Genomic DNA, 26435 nt, shown 5'->3' with positions numbered 1-26435 from the left:
CAAGGGGAGGGAGGCGCTGGGCCGAGCCGTGGTGTGGGGAGGGACCACAGGTGGGGGTAACGGCACCTCATGACCCGCTTCTCCTTCCTCGCTCTCTTGGCCCTCACCCTCCTCAGCGCCGTGGTCGCTGTCACCCTCGGGCCTGCCGACATCACGCCCAACGAGGTCTGGTCTGTCATCCTCCACCATCTCGGCCTTTTCCCTGAAAGCCCGGTCTCCCGCCTGCGCGATGCCATTGTCTGGGAACTGCGCCTGCCGCGTGTACTGACCGCGCTGGGCGTGGGCGCAGGCCTTGCCCTCTCCGGCACGGTGATGCAGGCGATCACACGCAATCCCCTCGCCGATCCCTATCTTCTGGGCCTCTCCTCCGGTGCGGCGCTGGGCGCCGTCACCTTCCTGCTCCTCGGCCTGGCCTTGCTGATGCCGCTCGGCGCCTTTTTGGGCAGCCTGGGCGCACTGGCCCTTGCCCTTGTCATCGCCACCCTTCTGGGCGGCGCGACTCCCAGCCGTGCCATCCTGACCGGCATCTGCATCTCGGCCCTGGCGTCTGCCGCAACCTCTTTCCTCATCTTCTGGTCGGCAACCGGCGACAGCTATCGGGAAATCCTCAGCTGGCTGATGGGGTCCTTGTCCGGCTCGCTATGGGCCGACGCGGCCCTGGCGGCGGCCGTGCTCCTGCTCTGCGCCCCCCTCATCCTGGCCAATGGCCGCGCTCTTGATGCCTTCGCCTTCGGCGATACCGCCGCTGCGAGCCTGGGCATCGATGTTCCACGTTTGCGCTGGACGCTGCTGGGCGCCACGGCCCTGCTCACCGGCATCATGGTGGCCATTGGCGGCGCCATCGGCTTTGTCGGCCTAGTGGTTCCCCATGCAGTTCGCCTCGCCGTAGGATCGGGCCACCGCAAACTTCTGCCCCATGCCATGCTGGCCGGCGCCATCTTCATGCTGTGGACAGACACAGCCGCTCGCACGCTCTTTGATCCGCGTGAACTGCCGGTCGGCGTCATCACGGCCCTGATCGGCGCGCCGGTATTCCTCCTTGTCCTGCTGCGCTACAGGAGGATCACATGAGCCTGTTGATCACCGGACTTTCAGTGCAGAAATCCGGCAGGCCCATCCTTACCGATGTGAGCATGGCGGCCCCTTCCGGCCGCATCACCGGCCTGCTTGGCCCCAATGGTGCCGGCAAATCGACGCTGCTCGCGGCAATGCTGGGCCTGTTACCCGCCGAGGGGCGCATCACCTTTGACGGGCATGATCTTCCCAATATGTCGCGCCGCGCCCGCGCCCGCATGCTGGCCTATGTCGAACAATCCGCCTCGACCGAGGAACGCCTCACGGTCCAGGATGTGGTGGCGCTCGGGCGCATTCCGTTCGAGGCGGCCTGGCAGGCGGCACCCAGCCCGGAAGATGCGGACATCATCGCCCGGGCGATGCAGGAGGCCGGAGTCGCCAGCTTCGCCAGGCGGCGCTTCGCTACCCTTTCAGGCGGCGAACAGCAGCGCGTCCAGCTTGCCCGGGCTCTGGCCCAGCAGCCGCGCCTGCTCTTGCTGGACGAACCGACCAGCCATCTCGATATTCAGGCCCAATTGCAGCTCCTGACCCTGCTGCGCAGGAAAGCCGATGCGGGCGTCACAGTGCTCATCGCACTGCACGATCTAAATCTGGCCGCCCGGTTCTGCGACCATCTGGTGGTCCTCTCGCAGGGGCGGCTCGCCGCCTCCGGTACACCGCCCGATATTCTCAATCCCACCCTGCTGCGGGACGTCTATGGGGTTGCCGCCCGGCTGCTGTCCGATGAAACCGGCGGACCACCCACAATCGTCTATGACAGCGCAATCCCCGGGTCCGCGACGTAAATACCCGATTGACATTCGTGCCTCGGACACTCAAAAATTTGATCGACTGGTCAAATTTCCGGGCCACAGGAGCGCAGGGGAACAATATGGAATTCGGCATCACCTTCAAGGGGTTTATCGAACACGAGCGCGCCCGCTACCTCGTGCGCGCCGCCGAATATGCCGGCTTCTCCTATTGCTGGTTCTATGACAGCCACATTCTCTGGCGCGATTGCTACGCGGCCATCGCCATGTGCATGGAACACACCACCGACATGCGCTTCGGCCCCTTGGTCACCAATCCGGATGTGCGCGACTGGTCGGTCGCTGCCTCCATCTTCGGTTCGCTTTCCAAGCAATCCGGTGGCCGTTTCGACCTTGCCGTGGGCCGTGGTGACAGCTCCATGCGCGTCATGGGCAAGAAGCCGGCGACCCTCAAGCGCGTTGCCGAATTCATCGACAAGACCAAGGCCATGGTGCGCGGGGAAGAAGTCACCTATGGCGAAATCCCCGCTGCCGTGAAGTTTCCCTGGGCCGTCGGCCACGAAATGCCCAGCTGGATCGCCGCCTATGGCCCACTGGCATTGAAGACTGCCGGTGAGCATGCCGAAGGTGTCGTGTTGCAGATCGCCGATCCGGGCCTTTGCAAATGGTTCACCGACCAGTGCATTGAGGCCGGCAAGGCCGTCGGCAAGGATATGTCGAACTTCCGCTCCATGGCCGCCGCCCCGGCCTATTTCGGCGACAAGAAGCGCGCCATCGAGCATGTGAAATGGTTCCCCGCCATGGTGGGCAATCACGTGGCCGATATTGTCGAGAAATACGGCGCCGATAGCGACAAAGTGCCATCGAGCCTCACCAGCTATATCGAAAAGCGCCGGGGCTACGACTATTCCAAGCACGGCCAGGCCGATAATCCCTATCTCGATTTCATCACCGATGATGTGGTGGAGAGCTTCTGTGTGCTCGGCGAGCCCGAGGACCACATCAACAAGCTGCATGAGCTGGAAGCGGCCGGTGTCACCCAGTTCAACATCTATCTCGACAGCGGCGACGAGGAAGAAATCATCGCCAATTACGGGCGGCATGTCATTCCCGCCTTCCGCAAATAATCCCGAGGCGCGCCACAGAGCGCGCCTTTTGCTTTGATACCTTTATTTGGGCTCACCCGGCCCTCAACCCCTCCCAACAAGGGGAGGGATGGAAAGTGCTTAGTGCCAGTGTTCATCGTCTCCCTCCCCCTTGTGGGGAGGGTAGCGCAGCTTGGCCATCAGGCCGTAGCGAAGCTGGGTGGGGGTCTGGGCTCCCGCAGACATCGAACCACTGCACCCCCACCCTTGATCCCTCCCCACAAGGGGGAGGGAGACGCAGGAACCGCAAACAAGCTGTACGAGACCGGAAATGTTCGACCTCAAGCTCACCAATGCCACCCTGCCCGACGGCCGAACCGGCTTGGACATCGGCATCCGCCAGGGGCGCATCGCTGCGCTGGAGCCCAAGCTGGCTGGTGAGGCCGGCCAGACAATCGACGCTGGCGGCCAACTCGTTTCACCGCCTTTCGTCGATTGCCACTTCCATATGGACGCAACCCTCTCGCTCGGCCTGCCCCGCTACAATGAAAGCGGCCTCCTGCTCGAGGGCATCCAGATATGGGGGGAACTGAAGCCGCTCCTGACCCAGGATGCGGTCATCGAGCGGGCACTGGCCTATTGCGATCTCGCCGTGTCGCAAGGCCTGCTTGCCATCCGCAGCCATGTCGACATCTGCGACACCCGCCTCCTCGGCGTCGAGGCCCTGCTCGAAGTCAAGAAACGGGTCGCGCCCTATATCGACCTACAACTGGTCGCCTTCCCGCAGGATGGCTATTATCGCTACCCCGGTGCAATCGATCTTCTCAACCGCGCCCTCGACATGGGTGTGGACGTCGTCGGCGGCATCCCCCATTTCGAGCGCACCATGGCCGATGGTGCAGCCAGCGTGAAAGCCCTCTGCGAAATCGCCGAAAAGCGCGGCCTGCTCGTCGATCTGCACTGCGACGAAACCGACGATCCGCTGTCCCGTCACATCGAGACGCTGGCCTATGAAACCCAGCGCATCGGCCTCAATGGCCGGGTCAACGGCTCACACCTCACCTCCATGCACTCCATGGACAATTACTATGTGTCCAAGCTCCTGCCGCTGATGGCCGAGGCCGGGGTCAGCGCCACCGCCAATCCGCTGATCAATATCGGCATCCAGGGTCGCCACGATACCTATCCCAAGCGCCGCGGCATGACCCGCATCCCCGAAATGCTGACCTATGGCATCACCTGCGCCTTCGGCCACGACTGCGTCATGGACCCCTGGTATTCCCTGGGGCAGGCCGACATGCTCGAAGTCGCCTCAATGGGTCTGCATGTGGGTCAGATGACCAGCCGCGAGGCCATGCGACAGTGCTTTGAGCTCATCACCAGCGGCCCGGCAAAAATCATGCATCTGGACGGCTATGGCATCGCGGTTGGAAACAAGGCCGACATGGTCCTGCTCCAGGCCGCCGACCCGATCGAAGCCATCCGGCTAAAAGCCGCGCGCCTCGCTGTCATCAAGTCCGGCAAGGTCATCGCTTCGGCGCCGCGCCGGGAAAGCACACTCGACCTGCCGGGACGGCCCGCAAGCCTTGACGCATCCAGAACAGGCCCGCGCTAGACAATGCAGCCGGCTCAGGGAGCCGGCCGCTTTAACTCAGTCCTCTTCCACGAAGACTTCGGCCCGTTTCCTGCGGATCGATGGCAGTACCGCCACAATCACCGCTGCCAGCGCCATGGCCAGCAAGGTCGCCGAGATCGGCCGTTCGATGAAGATCATCGGATCACCGCGCGAGATGATCATCGCCCGCCGCAAATGCTCTTCCAGCAGCGGCCCCAGCACGAAACCGAGCAGTAGTGGCGCCGGTTCGCAGCCGAAGCGGATGAGCAGGTAGCCAACAATGCCAAAGAAGGCGATCGCATAGATGTCATAGACGTTCTGGTTGATCGAAAAGGTGCCGATACAGGCGAACAGCACGATCGCCGGGAACAGCACGCGATAGGGGATCGAGAGCATCTTCACCCACAGCCCCACCAGCGGCAGGTTGAGGATGACGAGCAGCAGATTGCCGATCCACATAGAGGCGATGATACCCCAGAACAGCGCTGGCTGTTCGTTGATGACATTGGGTCCCGGCGTGATCCCTTGCAGGATGAACGCCCCGATCATCAGCGCCATCACCGGATGGGCGGGAATGCCCAGCGTCATCAGCGGAATGAACGAGGTCTGAGCGGCCGCATTATTGGCCGATTCCGGCCCCGCCACGCCCTCGATGGCGCCCTTGCCGAACTCCTCTGGGTTCTTCGACAACCGCTTTTCCGCCGAATAGGAGGCGAACGCCGAAAGGATATGCCCGCCACCCGGCAGGATACCCAGAATGGACCCCAGGCCCGTACCCCGCAGCACCGGCATGATGATGCGGCGGATGTCATCGCGTGTCAGCCACAGGTTCTTGACCGCCTTCACGCCGACTTCCCGCTCGTGCTCGTTTTCGAGATTGCGCAGGATTTCCGCGACGCCAAACACGCCCACTGCCACGGCAACGAAATTGAGCCCGCCGAACAATTCCCGGAGCCCGAAGGTGAAGCGCGGCGTGCCCGTATAGATATCCTGCCCCACCATGCCCAGCAGCAGCCCGAGCACGATCATGCCGAGCGCTTTGAGGATCGAGCCATGCGCCAGGGCAATGGAAACCAAGAGACCCAGCACGATCAGCGAGAAATATTCCGGCGCGCCGAAATTGAGGGCGGCCCGCGCCAGCGGCGGCGCAAATGCGGCGAGGAGGAAGGTCGCCACCGATCCGGCAAAGAAGGAGCCGATTGCCGCCGCCGCCAGCGCCGGACCTGCACGGCCCTGACGGGCCATCTGGTAGCCGTCAATGGCGGTGACGGCGGCCGAGCTTTCGCCGGGCAGGTTGATCAGGATCGCCGTGGTCGACCCGCCATATTGGGCGCCATAATAGATGCCCGCCAGCATGATCAGCGCCGTCTCCGCATTGAGCGAAAAGGTGATCGGCAGGAGCATGGCGATGGTCGCAGTCGGACCGATGCCCGGCAGCACGCCCACCAGCGTGCCGAGCAGCACACCGACAAAGCAATACAGGATGTTGAAGGGATCCAGGGCGACCGAGAAACCCAGCGAGATTGAAGAAAACAGGTCCATCCGGCCCTCCTAGAAGCGCAGCCAGGGGCCGACCAGCGGCACGATCATGCCCAGCCCGACCACAAAGATCAGCAGGCACAGCACACACAGGCCCACGGAGATGATCAGGGCCGAAACCAGATTGTTCTTGACCGACGACATGGCCGTCACGAAGCCGGAGATCAGCACCACCGGGATGAAACCAAGCCCCCGGATGGTCGCGGCAAAGAACAGCACCGTGCCCAGGACGAGCGCGATGCCGCGCCACGGCCAGGGCGGCGCTGCCTCCTCGTCAGGCTTGCCAATCCCCTTGGCGGCGACCGCAATCCCCAGGGCAACCAGGATACCGCCGAGCACGATGGGCATGAAGCCGGGGCCCATGCGGAAGGGCGTGCCGAATTCGTATCGCATCGCCTCCAGCGCAAAATAGGCGCCGAAGGCCACGAAAATCGCCCCCGATGCCAGATCGTTCTTTGACGCGTTGAGTGCCATGCCTCTCCCCCAAATCCCGTAGTGCCACAGATCTCGTCCAACCCACCGAAACGACACCTCCCCCTTTGACGGGGAGGGTGCGCATCGCATGCGTGGATAGTCCGGACAGTTGAGCGCCGCAGCTCCTGCCGCGGCGCTCGCACTTACTTACTGCGCCGAGACGCCGGCAGCAGCGATCACCTCGGCCCAAAGGCCGATCTGGCCTTCCAGCTTCTCGGCCAGCGCAGCAGGCGTGGCCAGATCGGCAGGAACCGGATAGGTCCCCAGCTCGGCAAAGCTGTTGCCCACCGTCTCATCGGCAAGGGCCGCCTGCAGCGCCTGGCTCAACCGGTCAATGATCGCCGGATCGGTTCCTGCCGGGGCATAGAGACCGTGCCAGATGGCCAGCTCGAAGTTCTCCACCCCACCCTCGGCCATGGTCGGCACATCCGGCAGCACGGCAATGCGCGAGGGAGTCGTTACGGCATAGGCCTTGATTTCACCGGCCTGGATCTGGCTGGTCGTGTTGGTGGTCTGGTCACACATCATGTCGATCTGCCCGCCGAGCAGGTCGGTCATCGCCGGTCCCGTTCCCTGATAGGGCACTTCGGTCATCTTGGTGTCCAGCGCATCCATGAACAGCATGCCGCACAGCTGGCTGGCCGCGCCGATACCGGCGTTGGCGTAGGTGATGTTCTCGCCGTTTTCCTTGATGTAGGCGATCAGGTCTTCCAGCGAAGCCGGCTCGAAATCCTTGCGGGCCACGATGGTCATCGGCACCTCGGTAACCAGGCCGATCGGCGCAAAATCTTCCATGGGCGCATAAGGCAGGCTGGCATAAAGCGCGGGCGCGGTGGACATGCCGATATGGTGCAGCAGCAGCGTGTAGCCGTCATTGGGCGCCGCGGCCACCTGCCCGGCCCCCAGCGTCCCGCCGGCTCCACCGACATTCTGCACCACCACCTGCTGGCCAAGCTCTTCGCTCATCGCCGCGGCCACCAGGCGCGTAACGGTGTCGGTCGGGCCCCCAGCCGAGAACGGCACCACGATCGTCACCGGTTGCGTGGGGTAGTCCTGGGCCATCGCGGCCACCGAAACCAGGCTGGAACCGGCGGCAAGGCCAAAGGCGAGCGTCTTGAGAATGGTCTTCATGATCTGTGTTTATCCTCCCAAACTGCGTGACCCCGAAATCCTCCCGGGGTTCGCCCCACCCTTTGCAAGCTCCGTGCCAACGCAAAAACGCAAGGCAGATATGCAATTGTCGGAGATCATGTTAACTGGATTGGCAAGAACTTGCCGATGATCAGGCAGGGTCCCGGCAAAATTCTGCCAGCAGGAGCATCATGGCAAGCTTTGGCACCACATTGCGACGCTGGACGGGGCGACGGCACATTCCTGCCATTGCCGCCGGTCTTGCAGTTGTGCTGCTGGTCTTCTGGGTCGCCTTCGAACTCACCCTGACCGCTGCCATGCGGGACGCCGAAACCCAGGCCCAGCGGCGCCTTGCCCTGTTTGACCGGACCCTTGAGGCGATCATCGAGCGTTTCCACTACCTGCCGGTTGCCATCTCTCAGGCCCGCGAAACCCGCGCCGCACTCGACAACCCCAGCGACCCGGCCGCCATCGAAGCCGCCAATGGCTTTCTCAGCCAGCTCAACGAAACTGCGGGCGCCAGCGAAATCTTCCTCATGGAAGATACCGGCAGCGTGGTCGCCGCCAGCAATTGGTGGACCCTGACTAGCCTTGTGGGCACCAATTATTCCTTCCGGCCCTATTTCGCCGACGCCATGGCGCGCGGCCGCGCCGAATACTATGCCTTCGGCATTTCCACCAATGTGCCGGGGCTGTTTCTGTCTCAGCGCGTTGATGGCCCCGACGGTCCGCTGGGAGTCGCCGTCACCAAGATCAATTTGGGTGAGATCGAAGCGGCCTGGTGGCGCTCGGGCGAGCTGATCGGCATTGTCGATATCAACGACGTGGTTATCCTCTCCACCCGGCCGGACTGGCGCGATCGGCCGCTGCAGCCCATTCCCCTGTCCCAGGTCTCTGCCATTGCTGGGCAGCAGCGTTATGGCGAAAATGGCATCGACAATACCGGTATCATGGCCGATCGCTGGCAATCGCGCGGCGCCGAGTTCGCCCTTCTGGCCGGTACCGATCCGGAAACCGCGGGCTATTTCATGCTGCAGGAGTTGCGCCTGCCAAAGCATGGCTGGAGCATTCTGGCCTTCACGCCGCTGGCGCCGCTTTATGCGAGCGCGATCACAATGGCCATGGCAGCTGCCCTGGCCTGTGCCGCGCTCATTCTCATTGTCGTCCTGTTCGAACAGCGTCGGCGCCTCGTCGCCCAGCGTCTGGCCGATCACAATCAGCTCGAACAGCGCGTGGCCGAGCGCACCGAAGATCTGCACACCATCAATGAACAGCTGCGCGCCGAAATCGCCGAGCGCGTCCGTGCTGAACGGGCCGAACGCGAGGCACAGCAGGGGCTGGTCCAGGCCGCCAAAATGGCCAGCCTCGGCCAGGCTCTGGCTGGCGTCGCCCATGAGGTGAGCCAGCCGGTCGCAGCCCTTGCGACCCATCTGGCCAGCGCCCGCCTGCTCGAACAACGTCGCGGCGGCACCGAGCTGGGTCCGGTTCTGTCGGCCATGGACAAGGTGGCCGAACGCCTCTCGAGCCTAACCGGGCATCTCAAGACCTTCTCGCGCAAGGAGACGCAGGCCAACCAGGAGGCCGATATCGGCGTGGCGATCGCCAACGCCCTGGATTTGACCGACCACCGCCTGCGGCAGGTCGGTGTCGACGTGGAATATCGCCGTCCCCGCCCCCCGATACGGGTCTCAGCCCATCCGGTGCATCTGGAACAGGTGCTGATCAACCTAATCGCCAATGCCGCAGATGCCATGCAGGACGCGCCCATGCGGGTGCTCTCGATAGGTGTCAGCCACCAGAACGCAACGGCCAGCATTGCCATTGCCGATACCGGTATGGGCATTGCGCCTGCCGACATGTCCAATCTGTTCGACCCGTTCTACACCACCAAGCCGGCGGGCAAGGGCCTGGGCTTGGGCCTCGCCATCTCTTATGGCCTCATTCGCGACAGTGGCGGCACCATCACAGTGCGCTCCAAGCCGGGCCAGGGCAGCACATTTGTGGTGACGCTTCCTTTGGCGGATGCCAACAGCATCTCGCCTTCTTCCCTTGTGGGAGACGGTGCCCGAAGGGCGGACGAGGGGACCACGATCTTCACGCCGGTCCGTAACGCGGGCGGAACCTCTCACACGTCTCGGCCGGCGGCCGATCCTCCTGCCTCCATAGGAGGAAAGGGAAAAACGGCTAATCGGGAACAAAAGGCATGACCACCCCCTCGGTCCTCATCGTTGACGACGAAGACATGGTGCGCACCGCGCTCGAACAATGGCTGCGTCTGTCCGGCTTTCAGACCACAACGGCCAGCGACGCGACCCAGGCCATCGCCGCCATTGACGACAGCCACCCTCATGTCGTCCTCACCGACGTGCGCATGCCCGGCCTCTCTGGCCTCGACCTCCTCCGTTCGATAGCCGAGCGAGGCCTACCCACCGAAGTCATTTTGATCACTGGCCATGGCGACGTCCCCATGGCTGTGGAGGCCATGCGCGCCGGTGCCTTCGATTTTCTGCAAAAGCCTTATGTGCCCGATCAGCTGGTCAACTCCATCACGCGCGCCGCCGAGCAGGCGCGGCTGAAGCGGGAACTCGCCGATCTGCGCCGAAGACTCGATGGCGGCGAGAATGAACTGGCCACCCGCATGGTGGGGAGTTCGCCCGTCATGCAGGACCTCCGCCGATCAGTACTGGAGCTGGCCGCAATTCCGGCCGACCTCATCCTTCTGGGAGAGACCGGCACCGGCAAGGAGGTCGTCGCCAGGTGTCTTCATGATTTCTCCCCGCGCGCCAAGGGACCCTTTGTCGCCGTCAACTGTGCGGCCATTCCGGCTGAGCTGATCGAAAGCGAGCTGTTTGGCCATGAATCAGGCGCCTTTACCGGCGCTTCGGGTCAGCGCGTGGGCAAGTTCGAATATGCCAATGGCGGCACCCTGCTTCTCGATGAGATCGAATCCATGCCCCTGCTCGCGCAGGCCAAGGTGCTGCGGGTGATCCAGGAGCGCGTCGTCGAGCGCGTCGGCTCCAACAAGCAGATACCGCTCGACCTGCGCATCATTGCGGCCTCCAAGGTCGATCTCAACGCCGAGAGCCAGGCTGGTCGCTTCCGCGCCGACCTCTATTACCGGCTGAACATGGCGACCCTGGACCTGCCACCCCTGCGCGAGCGCGGGGATGACTGCGTCATCCTCTTCCACCACTTTCTGGGTGAAGCCTCTCGCCGCTTCGGTCGCCCGGCGCCCGGCCTTCATCCCGCCGACATCAATGCGCTTCTGGCCCATGGCTGGCCCGGCAATGTGCGTGAACTCAAGGCGGCGGCCGACCGCTTTGCCCTCGGCCTCGGGGCAACAGGCCGTTCCATCGGCGATATTCTGGGCCAACGCACCCCGCAAATTTCCGGCGCGAGCCTGGCGGAACGCGTCGCCGCCTATGAGCGGCACCTGATCGAAGCTGAGTTGGACCGCCATGACAATTCCATCGCCGCCGCCGCCGAGGCCCTGCAGGTGCCGCGCCGAACCCTAAGCGAAAAGATGAGCCGGCTCGGCGTCCGGCGCTAGTCGCATCCCTTGGTGAAACAGCCTTCAAACCCCCACGGCCTGCTGGCCATCGGCAGGCCAAGATGCCAAAAGACCTGACCATGATCCCAATTATCGACACCCATCTGCACCTCATCGATCCAACGCGGTTCACCTATCCCTGGATCTCCACTGGCCACCCGTTCGACCGGCGCTGGACCATCCAGTCCTACCTGGAAGAAGCCCGCCCCCTGGGCATTGAGGCAGCGCTGCACATGGAAGTTGACGTGGCCGAGGCCGACATCGAAGCCGAGACCCGTCATGTCCTGGAACTCGACGGCATTGCCGGTGCCATTGCGGGCTGCCGGCCCGAGCACGCAGACTTCCCGCAACAATTGGAGCGCCTCGCCGCCATCCCGGGTGTGAGGGGACTGCGCCGCATCCTGCACGAGGCCCCCGACGAGCTGAGCCAGTCCACCCAGTTCGTGGACAATCTCCGCCGGCTCGCCAGCCACCAACTCACTTTCGATCTGGTCGTCCGTCACGACAAGCTGCACATCGGCGAGACCCTGGTCCGGCGCTGTCCGGATGTGACCTTCATCCTCGATCACTGCGGCGCGCAATATATCAATCTGTCGCAGCCCGGCAGCTGGCGGGAGAACATCACCGCGCTGGCAAAGCTGGAAAATCTCAACGCCAAGATATCGGGCATCATGGCCTATGCTGGCCCCGGCTGGTCGGTCGACCAGCTCCGCCCCTATGTCGAGCATGTTATCGAAAGCTTCGGATGGGATCGCGTGGTCTGGGGTTCGGACCACCCGGTCGTCACGCTCGGCGGCTCGCTGACCGACTGGGTCGGCGCGACACGCGAGATTATCAAGGGCGCCAGCCAGGACGAGCAGAACAGGCTGCTCCACGCCAACGCCCGGCACATCTACCGGCTCTAGCCCTGCTCGGACCCGCAGGCCTATTCGATCATGATATGGCGGATCTGCGTATAGTCGATCAGCGACTGCATGGAGAGATCGGACCCATAGCCGGAATTCTTCATGCCGCCATGGGGCATTTCCGTAGCCATGACGCCATGCGTGTTGACCCAGGTGACGCCATATTCGAGCGCATTGGCAATAGCCATGGCCTGGCTGCCGTTCCGCGACCACACCGATGAGCCCAGCCCGTATTCTGAGGCATTGGCCCAGTCCACCGCCTGTTGCTCATCGGCAAAGGGCGTGATGCTCAGCACCGGCCCGAACACTTCCTTCTGCACGATTTCCGCCTCGATAGGCGCAGCCACCAGCGTCGGCGCAAAGAAATAGCCCTCGGCCTCCGGCGCTGCCCCCTGCATCACCTCGAAACCCTCCTGCCGCGCCCGCGTGACGAAGCCGTCCACCCGCTCCAGCTGCCGCTGGCTGATCACCGGGCCGAACTCCACATCGTCCCGTTCGGGGCGGCCATAGACCAGCGTGCCCACCATGGCTTCCAGCCGGTCGGTCAGGCCCTGCACCACATCGGCATGGGCAAAGATGCGGCAAGCCGCGGTACAATCCTGGCCGGCATTGTAAAAGCTCGCCTCGCGCAGGGTTTCGACCAGCTTGTCCAGGTCGGCATCCGCGCACACGATCACCGGCGCCTTGCCGCCCAGTTCCAGATGTGTACGCTTGATCCTGTTGCCGGCTGCCGCCTGCAACACTGCCCGGCCGGTCCGCACATCGCCGGTCAGCGAGATCATCCGCACCAGATCATGCGAGATCAGCCTGTTTCCGACATCCGGGCCATTCCCACAGATCACGTTGACGACGCCCGCGGGCAGGATATCCGCAAAAATCTCGCTCAGCACCAGAAGGCTCAGCGGCGTCATTTCCGAAGGCTTGATGACCACCGCATTGCCCGCTGCAATCGCCGGCGCGATCTTCCAGGCCGCCATCAACAGCGGGTAGTTCCAGGGTGCGATCTGGGCGACGACGCCAATCGGATCGCGCCGCACCATGCTCACCCGGTTCGGCGAGCGATAATTGCCGGCCGCTGGTGCCGGCATGTTGCGGATCGCCGTACCGTAGAAGCGGAACACATCTGCCACATTGACCAGTTCGGCCGCCTTGACGAAGCGCAGCGGTTTGCCGGCATTGCGCGATTCCACCAAGGCCAACTGGTCGGCCCGCGCTTCAATGGCGTCGGCAATGGCCAAAAGGGCAGCGCTGCGCTCGCGCGGCGTGCGCTTCGACCAGTCGCGATAGGCGCTGTCCGCAGCGGTCACGGCAGCCTCGATCTGCGCATCGCTGGCCGAGGCCACTTCCGCCAGCGGCTTGCCCAGCGCTGGCTCGAAGGCAGTTTCCACCTGGCCCTCGCCGGCGACAAAAGCGCCATCGATAAACAGGCGCGTGTTCATCTCACCCATGCCAATTGTCTCCGCTCGTCCGGGCGCCCCTGCGCCACATCCGCAATCTTTCAGCACGGCCTCCCGCAACGCGTCAGCACCTGCTAGTCTGATGCTATGTCACACAAAAAGGGCGACGCACAGGCATGAGTTCCGATCCGACCGCAAACGAAGATATCGTCTCCTGGCTTGCGGATAACCCACAGATCGAAGTCCTGCACACCGCCGTATGTGATCTCAACGGCATCCTGCGCGGCAAGCGCATTCCCATCGATCAGGCGCAGCGCGTGGCCGAAAACGGCATCCGCATGCCCCTCTCCATTGTCGGGGTGGATGTCTGGGGGGAAGACATCATGGGCAATCCCATGGTCTTTTCGTCCGGCGATACCGACGGCATCTGCAGCCCCACCGGGCGCGGCGCCCTGCCCATCAACTGGACCACCCGCCCGAGCGCCATGATCCCGCTCTGGCTGTTCCAGGATGCGCGCACTCCCTTCCTCGGCGACCCGCGCCAGGCCCTCGCCCATGTGCTGCGCCGCTACGCCGAACTGGGACTCGAACCGGTCGTGGCGACCGAACTCGAATTCTATCTGGTCGACCCCGATCCGGACTCCGCCCAGCCCCCCATCTCCCCCTATACCGGCAAGCGCCTGGACTCCGATGCCATTCTCTCACTCGATGAGCTTGAGGATTTCGGCGAGTTCTTCCGGGACGTGTACCAGCAATGCCGGCAGCAGAACGTGCCCGCCGATACCGCGGTCGCGGAAAACGGCATCGGCCAGTTCGAGATCAATCTCCTGCACACCAACGGCCTCAAGGCCGCCGACGATGCGGTGCTGTTCAAGCGCATCGTCAAGGGCGTCGCGCGCAAGCATAATCTCGTCGCCACCTTCATGGCCAAGCCCTATGGCGCCCGCTCGGGCAATGGCTTCCATGTGCATTTCAGCCTCAACGACGCCGCCGGCAACAATGTCTTTGACGACGGCACCGAGAGCGGTTCGGAGGTGATGCATCATGCGGTCGGTGGCTTGCTCGCCGGCATGGCCGAAACCACCCTGCTCTTCGCGCCCCATTTCAATTCCTATCGCCGGTTGCGGCCCGACACCCACGCGCCCAGCGCCATATCCTGGGGTTACGAAAACCGCACCACCGCCGTGCGCATTCCCGGCGGCAATCCCAAGGCGCGGCGCATCGAACACCGCGTCTCGGGTGCCGACGCCAATCCCTATCTGGTGCTGGCCGGCATCCTCGGCGCCGCCCTGGTCGGCATCGAAGACCAGATCAAGCCGCCCAAGCCTTTCAAGGGCCGGGCCTATTCCGAGCGCCTGCCCAAACTGCCCGCCGACTGGGCATCCGCCGTGAACGCTTTCGAGGATGGGGACATGGTGCCGCGCATCTTCGACAATGCTCTGCAATCCATGTTCGTCGCCTGCAAGCGCCAGGAGATCGCCGGCTTTGCCTCCCAGGTCACCGACCTTGAATTCTCTGCCTATCTGGAGGCCATCTGATGGCTGACGCGTCCTATGCCGGAGACGGCGCCTATCCACCAAGCTATTACGCCGCCTCCCGCAACATCATCCGCCAGCCGGTGCGGCTCGAAGGCAGCGTCGAGGCAGACATCTGCGTGGTTGGCGCCGGCTATTCCGGCCTCTCGGCGGCCATCAGCCTTGCCGAACACGGCTTCAGGGTCGTGGTTGTCGAAGGCGCCGAAGTGGGTTGGGGCGCCTCGGGTCGCAATGGCGGCCAGGTCGTCAACGGCCTCAACGCCAGCCTGGGCACGATCCAGCGCCGCTATGGCCAGCAGACGGCCAACTTCGTCGGCGGCCTGCTGCAGGAAGGCGCGGGCATCATCTATGACCGCATTGAGCGTTATGGCATCCAGTGCGACCTCAGGCGCGGCAATATCTACGCGGCCTATACGCCCAAGCACATGGAAGAGCTTAAGGCCAAAAAGGACCTCTGGGCCTCCCATGGCATGAACGACCATGAACTGCTCGACAAGAACCAGATCCGCCAGCATATCGGCTCGACCGTCTATGAAGGCGGCATGATCGACCATTCGGGCGCCCATATGCACCCGCTCAATCTGGCCTTGGGGGAAGCGGCGGCCTTTGAAAGCCTTGGCGGCACCATTTTCGAGCACTCACCCGTCATCCGGGTCGAGCAGGACGCCTCCGGTGCCACGGTCCACGTGGCCGGGGGGCAGCTCCGCGCCAGGACTGCGCTGATCTGCGGCAATGCCTATCTGGGCAATGTCGTGCCCGAGCTGACCGCCCGCGTCATGCCCGTTTCCACCCAGATGATGGCGACCGAACCGCTCGGCGAAGACCGCGCCAACGCCCTTCTGCCCACCGGCATGTGCGTCGAGGATGTCCGCTATATTCTCGACTATTTCCGTCTCTCGGCCGATCATCGCCTGATTTTCGGCGGTGGGGTGGTCTATGGCGGCACCGATCCCGCCGACGTTGTCGCCAAGCTGAGGCCGAACCTCGACAAAGTCTTCCCTCAGCTGCGGGACGTGAAGATCGACTATGCCTGGAGCGGCAATTTCGCCCTCTCCTTCTCGCGCGTTCCGCAATTGGGCCGCTTGGGCAAGAACGTCTATTTCGCCCATGGCTATTCCGGCCACGGCGTCACCGGCTCGCACCTTTTCGGGCGCATCCTCTCCGAAGCCGTACGCGGTGACATGACCCGTTTTGACACCTTCGCCAGCCTGCCCTGGATCCCCTTCCCCGGCGGTCGTATGTTCCGCGCGCAATATTCCACGCTCGGCTCTTGGTGGTACGCACTCAAGGACAAGCTTGGGATTTAGAAGGCAGGATTGTAGTTGAAATAGAGCGGGTTTGAGAGCGCCACCATGTTCTGGCTCTGCGCCATGGAATTGGGCACTTCCGGATATGGCGCCTGCGGTCCTTCGATCTCCACCCGATAATAGTTGCGCTCGCCAATCCCTGGCGTATCGGTGAATTGCACGCTGCGCGTGTCCGCATCCGTCACCAGGCTGGCAAATGGGCTCCGGTTCTTGATCACCCGCACGGCATAATTGGCGCCGGCAATGCCGCCGCCCACCAGGCGCACCTCGAACCGCACCTCCCGCCCATCGGGTTTGACATTGTCGCCCATCATCATGTCCATCACCCCGTCCCCGTCCGTATCGGCATAGAGCTCGACCCGCGGATTATAGGGGTTGGAACTGACCGAGGCGCGCCCCTGTTCCAGGGCCTGCAGAATGGCCGGCTTGCTGCGCTCGGCGGCAAATATCCAGGTCGTCGGCGTGCCGACATAATTGGACGTGGCCTCCACGGTTTGCGGCACGATCTGGTCTGGCCGGTCGGGTACGCCATGATGGGCATCACTGCCCCCACGTGCCCCCAGCATGCGCCCGGATAGCAGCATGTCATCCCAGATGCGAACGCCGGGAATATTCTTGGGCCACACGCAGCCGTTCCAGATTTCAACCGAATCCGCCAGGTCGAAGGAAAAGCCGTAATGGTTCTTAGTGCTGGGATGGTTGGCCGACATATGCACCCCCAGTTCCTGCTTGAGCTTGAGCAGGTTCCAGTCCCGGTCATCGCGCGCATCGAAAACGCGCTGATGATCATAGGGGTCTGACGAGAGAATGTTGATATGCCCGCGCGGCGCCGTCAGTTCCGCGCCATAGAACAGCAACACGCTGTCAGACCGGAATTCCGGATCGGCCCAGGTGTGGTGGGCCACCGCCCCCATCACATGCACGTCGTGGTCGGTGATCGCGAGGTAGTCAAAACCCATGCGCTCGGCAAAGCCGATGATCTTGGACTGCGGATTATTCGTGGAATCGGTGCTGTGCCGGGAGTGCAGGTGCCAGTCGCCCTTGACCCATACCCCTTGCGAGAATGTTTCGGGGGCCGGCAACGTGTCGGGGAGCGGAGGGATCATCATCAGGTCTCCTGGGCCGTTGTGGTCAGGCAGTGAGCTTGAGCGTTACAATCTGGAACGGCGCAAAGCGCAGCGTTACCGCACCATCTGCGATAGTCAGTCGCTGTCCCTTTTGCTCGAGCAGGTTGACGATTTCGGCATTCGTGATACCGGCCGGAAGGTGCAGCACCGCTTCGTTCGCCCGGCCATGCGTCTCCCACAAGCGCACCACAATGCCCTCGCCGCTTTCGCTCTTCTTGAGTGCCTCGAGGGTGACGCCCTTGCCGTCGAGGCGAAGCGCTGAACCCGTATCCACCTGACCCTTTGCCGCACCCGCGACCAGTCTCAGGGGAAGGTTATAGGCCTCGGCGCGGCCGGGAATATCACTGTCCAGCAGGCCGTGATGCACGACCAGCGCATAGCGGAACCGGTGCTCGCCCTGATCCGCCATCGGCCAGGGATAGGTGGGCGATTTGAGCACAGTCAGCCGCAGGGTACTGCCCACGACGTCATAGCCATATTTGCAGTCATTGAGCATGGCCACGCCGAAATCGGGCTCGGACAGATCAACCCAGCGATGCATGACGGTTTCGAACCGGGCCTGGTCCCAGGATGTGTTGCGGTGGGCCGGCCGACGCACATGGCCGAACTGAATCTCCGCTGTACTCTCGCGTACCAGCAGGTCCAGCGGGAAGGCAGTTTTGACCAGCGTGTCATGCTCGTGCCAGTCGACATAGCTGTCGAAGCCGAGCTGGTCGCTGCCGGCCTCCAGTGAGACGACCTGCGCCAGTCGCGAGCCTTCATAGCGCCACTCGAACCTAATGGCCGCCCGATAGGGCCCGGTCTCCACCACCTCTGCCGAGACCAGCTCATCGATATCCCAGACCTGGTCCTCAAAGCTCTCATCGATATCCCAGGCATCGTATTCGACCGGCATGTCGCGATAGGCCTGGAAGCGGTTGGCAACTTCGCCTTGCGGGATCAGCTCGCGCTGACAGCGCTTGTCGACCAGGGAGACGATCCTGCCCTTGGCGTCGAACCTTGCCGCGATAAGGCTGTTCTCCAGCACCGAGGTCGAGACGTTCAGATCTGCCGAACCGGCAGCAGCGGCGCCTGCGGCAAGTTTCACCGGTGTCAGGGCCAGCGGTGCCAGATCGCGCACTGGCACACCCTGGCATGTGCTGCCGTCGGCCAGGTGTAAAGTTTGCGTCGCCAGGTCCGCGCCGCCCGTCGTGACTGTATGGGGCGCATCGGCTTCAATCTCGATCAAGCCATCCCGTAGCCGGCCCAGCGCATTGAACAGCGCGAACTCTCCCTGGGATACAAGGTTGCCCCCCAGCTCTGCCCGCAAGGTCTCGGCACGGCCGAAGAAGTCCGCATAGTCCCGGTCACTGTCATCGAAAACCGCCCCGATCGACGAACCGGGCAGGATGTCGTGGAACTGGTTGAGCAGCACGATCCGCCACAGCTCATGCAATTCGCGTGCTGGATAGGTCATGCCTGCCCGCTGCTCGGCCAGCACCGCCAGCGCCTCAATCTCGCGCAGGATCTGCTCAGCCCGCCGGTTGTTGCGCTTGTTCTTGGCCACCGAGGTCAGCGTGCCGCGGTGGTATTCGAGATAGAGTTCGCCCACCCAGGTGGGATAGTCCTGCGGCCGTTCGGCCATGCGCCCAAGCAGGCGCTCGAAGAACGGCCACATATGCTCGTGACGCACGGCGGGGCAACCGGGGATGCCCTGTTCCATGCGGCGGATGTTTTCGAGCATTTCGCGGGTGGGCCCGCCGCCGCCATCGCCATGGCCATAAACCAGGAACAACTCCTTGTTGAGGTCCTGCTGGCCATGGCGCCGCCAGGTCCCCATCACATGGGTCGGCTTGAGATCGGGGCAATAGGTGGTGCCGATGCTCTTGGAATCGTAATTCTGCGTGGTCAGGAAATAGGCCGCCACCGTGCTGCCATCGATGCCCTCCCAGTGGAAGGTCTCGTTGGGCATGCGATTGGTGTCGTTCCAGCTCAGCTTGTGGGTGATGAACACATCCACATCCGAGAGCTTCATCAATTGCGGCAATGCCGCCGAATAGCCGAAGGTGTCGGGCAGCCAGAAGATGCGTGGCGTGACCCCGAAAGTCTCCTGGTGATAGGCGATGCCATGCAGAATATGCCGGACGAAGCTCTCGCCATTGGTGATGTTGGCGTCCGGCTCCAGCCATAGCGCGCCCTCGATCTCGAACCGGCCCGTCTTGACCTGCCCCCGCAACCGCTCGAAGACTTCGGGATAATCCTCCGAGAGATAGTCCAGCAGCACACCCTGATTGTACATGAAGCGATAGTCCGGATATTGCTCCATCAGCGCCAGCGCCGTGGACATGGACCGCGCCATTTTCTGCCGCGTCTCGCGGATGCGCCACAGCCAGGCCACATCGATATGGGTGTGCCCGGTGACCGTGATCACCGGCTTTTCCTCGAAATCGGCCGCCGCATAAATTTCCGCGCCGATGGCCTCGGCCCGGCGGAGCGATGCCGCAAACCGCTCCGCATCGCCCGGCCGGAAATCGACCTCACGCAACGCCCGATCGACCCGGGTCAGAATAAAGTGCCGCCGCGGATCGTCTGCCGCCAGAAGCCGCGCGACATTGAGCGGCACGCTAAGGTCGTAGAACACCTTCTCGACGAGCGGATCATGCAACATCAACCCCATGGCCATGCCGTGCTGGCGCCGGTCCTCGATGGTCCCGGCCTCGAGCAGGATGTCAAAGACCTCTCCGGCCAGCCCGTCTTCACTCAGCAGCAATTCCTGGTGGTTGCCATCCACGCCCTGGGCAATCTTGCCGTTGACCCGCACCAGGCATTGCGGGTCCGACCGCCCCCGCGTATTGCCAAACTGCGCATCGACCTTGAGAAACACCCGTCGCCCCGCCGCCGCCTCCGGCAATTCAAAGCGTGTGGCAAACCAGAAATAGCTTTCCGGCTCCCCCCAGACGAGTTCCGGATCGACCGCCTGCCAGTTCGCCGGGTCCTGCCCGACAATCCTGCTCCGCTCTTCCGGCAGCCCCCGGCGGAACCGCAGCGGCAGGGTTGTATCCAGCCGCTGGAAAATCCGGCTCCGCAGCCGGGCGAGAAGATGATCGAGCTTTTCAATGCGCATCGTTGAATTCCGGACCGGCCCAAGGCCGTAGCTTGCGTGATGGTTCAGTCTCTTTAGCGCCGCAGGCGCCGCCTACAGCCTTTCGGTGGTGATCCTGGGGACCACGCCACCAAACGGCTCCTGTTCTTCTGCCTCTCCGACCAGCAATCCCCTGGACCAGTCAAGCCCGAGGCCCCGCGCGCCGGGCCGTTCCAGCACCAGCCTGTCGCCACCCTGGAAGCGCAGCACACAGCGGCCGACATAGGCTTTGAAGGTCATAAGGTCCTGGCCCTCAGCCACGATGACGGCCCAACCCTGCTCCCGCCCCTGCTGGCGATATTCAATACCGGCGCAGGGCCCGCTCTGCATGGCTTCGAGCGGCGACATGGCCTTGTAGGCCACCAGGCCCCCGCCCCCCTCGAGGATCAGTGTATCGCCATCGAGGTGGTGGACCAGCCCCGCCCGCGCAGCATAGACATGGGTGAAATCGAGCCGGGCTGACGCGCCCAGCCGATACAGCACCAGCGCCGCATTGCGATGCTGGCCAACGCGCGGCAGCACCCCATTGCCACCCCAATAGGACGGACGCTGCTGCCCCCAGGGGTCGTCTTCACCCGGATGGTTGAGCCAGCTCCGGGCCATGGGATGGCTGGCAAAGCGCAGATCGAGCACATGCTGCTGGTGGCCATAGCCACCCGCCTTGGCACCGCTATTGGTGGAAAGCTGCACATCGGCGGTCTTGTAGAGGCTGAGCAGGGCCGCCGGACCATAGCCCTGGCTATAACGGGCGAGCACCACTTCACCCGCGGCCGGTTCGGCATAGCGGGCCAATTCCGCCGGCGGCTCATAGGCGCCCGCAGCGAAAAGCGGCAGTGAGGCGACGCCCGTATTGAGCCAGCCCGATCCGAAGGCCACGGCCGCAAAAGGCGCCAGCTCCGTCAAGGGACCCGCCCGCAATTCCTTGTCATAGGCCCGCCCCATCGACCCGGCAGGAACGCCGGCCATCGTATGCAGCGCCACCATGGTGAAGATGCGGTCGCAGAGCACCTTTGCCCGCCCGGCAATGGGCTCCGGCGCCAGTTCCGCGAGCGCCAGGAGCCCGATGAAATCCACCGGGTAATAGGCCGCCGAGTTCCATTCGGCCAAGCCTTCCTCTTCAACCGAGGTCAGCCAGAGATCGAGCCGCCCGGCCGCAATTTCGGCCTGCTGGCGCCCCGTTCGGCCCGATGCCGTGAACCTCGCTTCCGGAAACGCCAGCCCGGCCAGAAGCTGGGACACATGGAAGCACAGCGCATGGTTCTCGCTCCAGAACCACATCACGTCATTGCCCGGTTCATCCACCCAATAGCGGAAATCGATCAGGGTCTGCCGGGTCTTCTCTGCCAGGTCAGCGGGAAAGTCACTGCCGTGCCGCATCCACGCCCAGAGCAGTGGCACCGAGACGAAATCGGCACAGTCGCGCCGCTCGGCAATGGTCAGCAGCGTCTCCTCGATGATCGGCCGCAACCGCGGATCATCGGCCCTGCCGGTTTCCAGCAGCGCCACGGCCGTGCCCATCCGGTTTTCGCCGTTGACCGCCGCATGCTCCAGTGCCCTCGCCTTGCGTGCGGCCAGAGTGTCGCCCAGCGATTTCGGCTCAAGCGTATGCAGGATCGGGCAACCAATACCGCGCGCGACGCGGCTGTCACCGGCCACGAAAGTCAACTCCAGATTGTGATAGCCCTGCGGCAGGTCCGTGCCCTTGCAGAGCGTGACCTCACGGGCCCCGCTCGGCAGGGGAACGGTCGTGTCGAGCAGGGTCGCGTGGGTATGCGAGGTCGAGGTGACGACAGCACGAATATCGATCGCCATGCCGGCAGGCGTATCGAAGACCAGCGTCACATCATCCCCCGCGGTGATCACATCGCCGCGTGTCCGCACCTGGCTGGAGAGCGATTTGAGCGTATCGACATTGCTGCCGAGCTTGGCGCCGGGCAGGAACACGTCGAGCTGCACATCGTCCAGCAGTACCAGTTCATAGAACCAGTTGATGTCCCGCTCGGCCATGTCCTCGGTCAGAACGACGATCTCGCTGCCCCCGGCCTTGAGCGGCAGATGCACCACGGTTTCTTCGGTGCTGTTGCGGGTATAGGGCTCGAACCGGCCGGCCAACGCGCCGTCCACCCAGATATGAACGCCCCCGCGGGTCGACAGGCGGAACGAACAATAGCGATCCTCCGGCGCCGCCACCCGGGTCCGGCACCAGCGCGCCAGGCGCGTCGGACGATGCCGGAACTGGCTGAACTCCACCCGGCGATTGCTGCCCGGCAAATAGAGGCTCTCGACTGCCCAGTCGGTGCGCAATTGCACGCTGCGCGTGGCCACCTCCTGCCAGGTTGCCACCCGGCATGGCAGGTCTCCGACATCAACGAAGCCGTTGATATACTTGTAGTTTTGCGGGTCGCGCGCCGGCGCGGCCTCGCCGGGAAAATAGCGTGCGTCAACAGCGGAAAGCTCCCATGCGTTCAGGCTGTCGCCACGGGCAATCCGCATCAATGGGGTCGTCATGAAAGGACTTTCAGTTCGCACTCATCAAAAAAAGGGCGCCGGCCCCCGGTAATGCAGCAGGTCTTCCAGCTGCTCCAGCAGGGCCGGCAGTTCTTCGGGAGAACGGATGGTATAGTCGGGATGTTCGCTGATATCGGCCGCCACATGGCTACGCAGGCTCGACCAGGCCATGAAGACCGAAATGATGCCGAGCGCCTTGGCGCCCTTGATATCACGCGACAGATTATTGCCCACCATGACGCAGCGCCAGCTGTCGGACCGGTCCAGGCCCACAGCCTCAAGGGCCGTATCGAACATGCGTGCATCGGGCTTGAGCGCACCGACATCCTCGGAAATCACATGGGCGTCGAACAGGTCCCACAATTGATGATGACCGAGCAGGTTCACAAAGCTCTGCCGCGGGCCGTCTGCCACCAGCACGAGGCGATAGCCCGCATCCTTGAGCGCGCGCATCGTCTCGGCCGCCCCCGGGATCAGCTCGCCACGCAGCACCACTTCACTGCCCGGCTCCTTCTCCTCGGTGCGCTCATCGACCAGCGTGTCGCCGCAATCCAGCAACACCGCCTTGAGGTGCGGCAGCTCGGCGCGCAAACGAGCCAGCTCGGCCTCGATCCGACGCGGAATGGCCGCCTCCCATGCCGGCCAGGGCATCAGGGATACCGGCTGGGCCAGCGGCACATAGTGGTGGCTTGGCGCAAAGGCGTCGCGCCGCATCTTGAGCCGGGCCAGACGATGGTCCTCGCCATTTGCCCGATAGACGCCCCGTTGCGCGAAAGGATTGCCCAGATGCACACCCTCCAGGCCCGCCAGCCGGCCACATAGCGCCGCCAGCTTCTTTCGGTCCCTCTCGCCCATCAGGTCCGGGCTCGCCCAATGGGCGTGTTTGCCCGCCTCGACATAGACGAGCGCGCGTCCGTCGCGCATCTCGGCCCGGCCTCCACCCGCATCCATCACCAGGCGTCCGCCATGGGCCGAGGCTTCAACCCGCACGATCTGACCGTCCGCGCCCGCATGCACCCATACATGCTCGAGGTCGTAGAGGTGCCCGATGTCCCAGTCATAATAGATCGCGTATTCGACCGTCACCGCCGCCGCGGGTTCGACCCAGAATTTGGATGACGGCGACTGCCCGGCCTCCCGGAAAACAGTATAGCCCATGGCCACCGGTCGATAGGGCTCGCGCGCGTCCAGCATCAGCTGGGGCGCCAGTTGCGCGGCCAGATCGAGCTCGGTGACCATTCTCATGCCATCGCCCCGACCAGCGACAATTCTTCCGCAAAGTGGCAACGGACCTGGCGTCCATCGGTCACTGTCCGCAGCGCCGGCACCTCGGTGGCGCACTTAGCCTGCGCATAGGGGCAGCGGGGGTGGAAGCTGCACCCCGGCGGCGGATTGGCCGCATTGGCGATCTCGCCCTTGAGCGGCACGCGCTTGCGCGTACGATTGCCGCGCGGGTCCGGCTGCGGCACCGCCGCCATCAGCGCCTCGGTATAGGGGTGCAGCGGCTTGGCGAAGAGCTGCGCTGTGGGGGCCACTTCCATCAGCCGGCCCAGATACATCACACCAACGCGATCCGAGATATGCTCGACCATGCCCAGGTCATGGGTGATGAACAGATAGGTCAGGCCGAACTTTTCCTGCAGGTCCTGCAGCAGGTTGATGTTCTGCGCAGCGACCGACACGTCCAGCGCCGACACCGCTTCGTCCGCTGCGATGAAGCTGGGATTGAGCGCCAGGGCGCGAGCGATGCCGATGCGCTGGCGCTGTCCACCGGAAAAGGCATGCGGATACCGGTTGAGGAATTCGGGGCGCAGCCCCACCACCTGCAACAGTTCTGCAACGCGGTCGCGGATTTCCGCCTGTGTACCCACGCCATGGATCACCATGGGCTCGCCCACCAGCTCAAGCAGCGTCATGCGCGGGTTGAGCGAGGAATACGGATCCTGGAAGATCATCTGCATCTCCCGGCGCATTGCCCGCATCTGCCGGTCAGTGAGACCGGACAGATCGACAACCGAACCATCCGCCTGGCGGAACAGGATCTGCCCCTCGGTCAGCGAATAGGCGCGCAGCATCAGCCGGGCGACGGTCGATTTGCCCGACCCCGACTCGCCCACCAGACCGAAGGTTTCGCCCTTGCGAATATCGAGCGACACGTCGTCGATCGCCTTGACGTCACCCACCTTCCGCCGCAACCAGCCGGCGGTGATCGGGAAATACTTTTTGAGGTTGCGGATCGAGATCAGCACATCGTCCGGCATCGCCGCAGCATTGGTCATGGCCTCAGACATGGGCGAGCTCCTGGGCAAAGCGGTCGGCAATATGGCAGCGCGACATCTGTCCATTGAAGCGCTTCTCGGGCGGGTCCTGCACCTCGCAAAGCCCGGTGATCGCGTGGCTGCAACGCGGGTTGAATGCGCAGCCGCTCGGCACGCTGAAGGGGTCAGGCACCATGCCCGGAATGGTCGGCAGGCGCCGTCCCTGGTCGACCCCCAGCCGCGGGATCGAGCGCAGCAGCGCCTGGGTATAGGGGTGCTTGGGCGCATAGAAGATGTCGTCGACGCTGGCCGTCTCGACAATGCGCCCCAGATACATCACCGAGACCCGATCGGCGATATCGGCCACCACCCCGAAATTGTGGGTAATGAAGATGATCGCCATGCCCAATTCCGATTGCAGGGACTTGAGCAAGTCCAGGATCTGCGCCTCGGTGGTCACGTCCAGCGCCGTCGTCGGCTCGTCCGCGATCAGCAGGCTTGGATCGCAGGAGATGGCCAGCGCGATCATCGCGCGCTGTCGCATGCCTCCGGAGAGCTGGTGGGGATAGGCATCCACCAGTTCCTTGGGACGCGGCAATTGCACCTTGGCCAGAAGGTCGATGGCCCGCTCCCGCGCAGCGGCCCGTCCCAACCCCATATGCAGCTGGATGGTCCGCATGATCTGGGTGCCGATGGTATGCACCGGCGACAGCGCCGTCATCGGCTCCTGGAAAATCATGCCGATATGATGGCCGCGCACCTGCCGGATAGCCCGGCTGTTCCGGGACAATTGGGAGAGCTCGAATTCCTCTCCAGTGCGTGGCCGGAACAGAATTTGCCCGCCCGCATCCACGGCCCGCTTGGGCAGCAGGCGCATGATGGCGCGCGCGGTAATCGATTTGCCCGAGCCGCTTTCCCCGACAATGCCGAGGACTTCGCCTTTGTCCACGTGATAGGACACGCCGTTGACGGCCTTCACCAGGCCCTCCCGCATGGGAAAGTGCACCTGGACATTGTCCAGTTCGAGCAACCGCGCCGGCGGCATGATTGAAGTGGTCAT

At 63.6% G+C, this 26435-nt stretch carries 19 protein-coding genes; 9 read left to right on the top strand and 10 right to left on the bottom strand.

All coding sequences use genetic code 11. From position 1 onward, the window contains the following. Positions 1-69: 69 nt before the first annotated feature. From QZ564_RS06240 to QZ564_RS06225, 4 genes are all read left to right on the top strand, one after another. Positions 70-1071: a putative F420-0 ABC transporter permease subunit gene (locus tag QZ564_RS06240; RefSeq protein ID WP_297106402.1), complete on the top strand. Its 1002-nt coding sequence runs from the start codon at positions 70-72 to the stop codon at positions 1069-1071. Further along, positions 1068-1859, top strand: a complete 792-nt coding sequence (locus tag QZ564_RS06235) for an ABC transporter ATP-binding protein (protein ID WP_297106399.1) — start codon at positions 1068-1070, stop codon at positions 1857-1859. Before QZ564_RS06240 ends, QZ564_RS06235 begins: the two co-directional genes overlap by 4 nt. An 86-nt stretch (positions 1860-1945) precedes the next feature. Further along, positions 1946-2950, top strand: coding sequence for a TIGR03842 family LLM class F420-dependent oxidoreductase (locus QZ564_RS06230; RefSeq protein WP_297106396.1), 1005 nt, complete (start codon positions 1946-1948; stop codon positions 2948-2950). Between the two features lie 289 nt (positions 2951-3239). Next, complete coding sequence (locus QZ564_RS06225; RefSeq protein WP_297106392.1) at positions 3240-4523, top strand: amidohydrolase family protein; 1284 nt, start codon at positions 3240-3242, stop codon at positions 4521-4523. 36 nt (positions 4524-4559) lie between these two features. Here QZ564_RS06225 and QZ564_RS06220 read toward each other — a convergent pair whose 3' ends face one another. From QZ564_RS06220 to QZ564_RS06210, 3 genes are all read right to left on the bottom strand, one after another. Next, positions 4560-6065, bottom strand: coding sequence for a tripartite tricarboxylate transporter permease (locus QZ564_RS06220; protein ID WP_297106389.1), 1506 nt, complete (start codon positions 6063-6065; stop codon positions 4560-4562). A gap of 9 nt (positions 6066-6074) precedes the next feature. After that, positions 6075-6536, bottom strand: coding sequence for a tripartite tricarboxylate transporter TctB family protein (locus QZ564_RS06215; protein WP_297106386.1), 462 nt, complete (start codon positions 6534-6536; stop codon positions 6075-6077). 147 nt (positions 6537-6683) lie between these two features. Next, entirely contained in the window at positions 6684-7667 is a 984-nt protein-coding gene (locus QZ564_RS06210) for a tripartite tricarboxylate transporter substrate-binding protein (protein ID WP_297106380.1), read from the bottom strand. Positions 7668-7858: 191 nt separating this feature from the next. On the opposite strand from QZ564_RS06210, the gene QZ564_RS06205 reads away from it, so the two are divergent. From QZ564_RS06205 to QZ564_RS06195, 3 genes are all read left to right on the top strand, one after another. Continuing rightward, positions 7859-9874: an ATP-binding protein gene (locus QZ564_RS06205; RefSeq protein WP_297106377.1), complete on the top strand. Its 2016-nt coding sequence runs from the start codon at positions 7859-7861 to the stop codon at positions 9872-9874. After that, positions 9871-11217, top strand: coding sequence for a sigma-54 dependent transcriptional regulator (locus tag QZ564_RS06200; protein WP_297106374.1), 1347 nt, complete (start codon positions 9871-9873; stop codon positions 11215-11217). Before QZ564_RS06205 ends, QZ564_RS06200 begins: the two co-directional genes overlap by 4 nt. Positions 11218-11279: 62 nt before the next feature. Continuing rightward, the gene (locus QZ564_RS06195; protein ID WP_297106371.1) at positions 11280-12122 is read left to right on the top strand and encodes an amidohydrolase; all 843 of its coding nucleotides are present in this window, start codon (positions 11280-11282) and stop codon (positions 12120-12122) included. 20 nt (positions 12123-12142) lie between these two features. On the opposite strand, the gene QZ564_RS06190 is transcribed toward QZ564_RS06195, so the two are convergent. Then, positions 12143-13570, bottom strand: coding sequence for an aminobutyraldehyde dehydrogenase (locus QZ564_RS06190; protein WP_297106369.1), 1428 nt, complete (start codon positions 13568-13570; stop codon positions 12143-12145). Positions 13571-13695: 125 nt separating this feature from the next. Between QZ564_RS06190 and QZ564_RS06185 the strand changes: the two genes are divergently transcribed. Then, positions 13696-15057 carry a glutamine synthetase family protein gene (locus QZ564_RS06185; RefSeq protein WP_297106366.1) on the top strand — a complete coding sequence of 454 codons (1362 nt, stop codon included), beginning with the start codon at positions 13696-13698 and terminating at the stop codon, positions 15055-15057. Beyond that, positions 15057-16361, top strand: coding sequence for an FAD-binding oxidoreductase (locus QZ564_RS06180; RefSeq protein ID WP_297106363.1), 1305 nt, complete (start codon positions 15057-15059; stop codon positions 16359-16361). The genes QZ564_RS06185 and QZ564_RS06180 overlap by 1 nt, the downstream gene beginning before the upstream one ends. Here QZ564_RS06180 and QZ564_RS06175 read toward each other — a convergent pair. The 6 genes from QZ564_RS06175 to QZ564_RS06150 all read right to left on the bottom strand — a co-directional run bounded on the left by QZ564_RS06175 (position 16358) and on the right by QZ564_RS06150 (position 26435). Beyond that, complete coding sequence (locus QZ564_RS06175; protein ID WP_297106360.1) at positions 16358-17467, bottom strand: CehA/McbA family metallohydrolase; 1110 nt, start codon at positions 17465-17467, stop codon at positions 16358-16360. The two genes, QZ564_RS06180 and QZ564_RS06175, sit on opposite strands and share 4 nt — an antisense overlap. A gap of 25 nt (positions 17468-17492) precedes the next feature. Continuing rightward, positions 17493-20591, bottom strand: coding sequence for a glycoside hydrolase family 38 C-terminal domain-containing protein (locus tag QZ564_RS06170; RefSeq protein ID WP_297106357.1), 3099 nt, complete (start codon positions 20589-20591; stop codon positions 17493-17495). A 72-nt stretch (positions 20592-20663) separates the two neighbouring features. Beyond that, positions 20664-23117 (bottom strand): hypothetical protein, encoded by a 2454-nt coding sequence (locus QZ564_RS06165; RefSeq protein ID WP_297106354.1) that lies wholly within the window; start codon positions 23115-23117, stop codon positions 20664-20666. A gap of 24 nt (positions 23118-23141) precedes the next feature. Beyond that, positions 23142-24362, bottom strand: coding sequence for an HAD family hydrolase (locus QZ564_RS06160; protein WP_297106350.1), 1221 nt, complete (start codon positions 24360-24362; stop codon positions 23142-23144). Next, on the bottom strand, positions 24359-25408 hold the full coding sequence (locus QZ564_RS06155; protein WP_297106347.1) for an ABC transporter ATP-binding protein: 1050 nt from the start codon (positions 25406-25408) through the stop codon (positions 24359-24361). The genes QZ564_RS06160 and QZ564_RS06155 overlap by 4 nt, the downstream gene beginning before the upstream one ends. Next, positions 25401-26435, bottom strand: a complete 1035-nt coding sequence (locus tag QZ564_RS06150; RefSeq protein WP_297106344.1) for an ABC transporter ATP-binding protein — start codon at positions 26433-26435, stop codon at positions 25401-25403. Before QZ564_RS06150 ends, QZ564_RS06155 begins: the two co-directional genes overlap by 8 nt.

It is taken from the genome of uncultured Devosia sp., from assembly GCF_913055165.1.
In the GTDB taxonomy this organism is placed as follows: Bacteria; Pseudomonadota; Alphaproteobacteria; order Rhizobiales; family Devosiaceae; genus Devosia.
Note: the sequence above shows the minus strand (reverse complement) of the source record. Positions and strands in the feature narration are given on the sequence as shown.

What these genes read in the sequence shown, in the direction of transcription:
- QZ564_RS06240 (WP_297106402.1), top strand. Translation starts at nt 70, where the DNA reads ATGACCCGCTTCTCCTTCCTCGCTCTCTTGGCCCTCACCCTCCTCAGC.
- QZ564_RS06235 (WP_297106399.1), top strand. Translation starts at nt 1,068, where the DNA reads ATGAGCCTGTTGATCACCGGACTTTCAGTGCAGAAATCCGGCAGGCCC.
- QZ564_RS06230 (WP_297106396.1), top strand. Translation starts at nt 1,946, where the DNA reads ATGGAATTCGGCATCACCTTCAAGGGGTTTATCGAACACGAGCGCGCC.
- QZ564_RS06225 (WP_297106392.1), top strand. Translation starts at nt 3,240, where the DNA reads ATGTTCGACCTCAAGCTCACCAATGCCACCCTGCCCGACGGCCGAACC.
- QZ564_RS06220 (WP_297106389.1), bottom strand. Translation starts at nt 6,065, where the DNA reads ATGGACCTGTTTTCTTCAATCTCGCTGGGTTTCTCGGTCGCCCTGGAT.
- QZ564_RS06215 (WP_297106386.1), bottom strand. Translation starts at nt 6,536, where the DNA reads ATGGCACTCAACGCGTCAAAGAACGATCTGGCATCGGGGGCGATTTTC.
- QZ564_RS06210 (WP_297106380.1), bottom strand. Translation starts at nt 7,667, where the DNA reads ATGAAGACCATTCTCAAGACGCTCGCCTTTGGCCTTGCCGCCGGTTCC.
- QZ564_RS06205 (WP_297106377.1), top strand. Translation starts at nt 7,859, where the DNA reads ATGGCAAGCTTTGGCACCACATTGCGACGCTGGACGGGGCGACGGCAC.
- QZ564_RS06200 (WP_297106374.1), top strand. Translation starts at nt 9,871, where the DNA reads ATGACCACCCCCTCGGTCCTCATCGTTGACGACGAAGACATGGTGCGC.
- QZ564_RS06195 (WP_297106371.1), top strand. Translation starts at nt 11,280, where the DNA reads ATGCCAAAAGACCTGACCATGATCCCAATTATCGACACCCATCTGCAC.
- QZ564_RS06190 (WP_297106369.1), bottom strand. Translation starts at nt 13,570, where the DNA reads ATGGGTGAGATGAACACGCGCCTGTTTATCGATGGCGCTTTTGTCGCC.
- QZ564_RS06185 (WP_297106366.1), top strand. Translation starts at nt 13,696, where the DNA reads ATGAGTTCCGATCCGACCGCAAACGAAGATATCGTCTCCTGGCTTGCG.
- QZ564_RS06180 (WP_297106363.1), top strand. Translation starts at nt 15,057, where the DNA reads ATGGCTGACGCGTCCTATGCCGGAGACGGCGCCTATCCACCAAGCTAT.
- QZ564_RS06175 (WP_297106360.1), bottom strand. Translation starts at nt 17,467, where the DNA reads ATGATCCCTCCGCTCCCCGACACGTTGCCGGCCCCCGAAACATTCTCG.
- QZ564_RS06170 (WP_297106357.1), bottom strand. Translation starts at nt 20,591, where the DNA reads ATGCGCATTGAAAAGCTCGATCATCTTCTCGCCCGGCTGCGGAGCCGG.
- QZ564_RS06165 (WP_297106354.1), bottom strand. Translation starts at nt 23,117, where the DNA reads ATGACGACCCCATTGATGCGGATTGCCCGTGGCGACAGCCTGAACGCA.
- QZ564_RS06160 (WP_297106350.1), bottom strand. Translation starts at nt 24,362, where the DNA reads ATGAGAATGGTCACCGAGCTCGATCTGGCCGCGCAACTGGCGCCCCAG.
- QZ564_RS06155 (WP_297106347.1), bottom strand. Translation starts at nt 25,408, where the DNA reads ATGTCTGAGGCCATGACCAATGCTGCGGCGATGCCGGACGATGTGCTG.
- QZ564_RS06150 (WP_297106344.1), bottom strand. Translation starts at nt 26,435, where the DNA reads ATGACCACTTCAATCATGCCGCCGGCGCGGTTGCTCGAACTGGACAAT.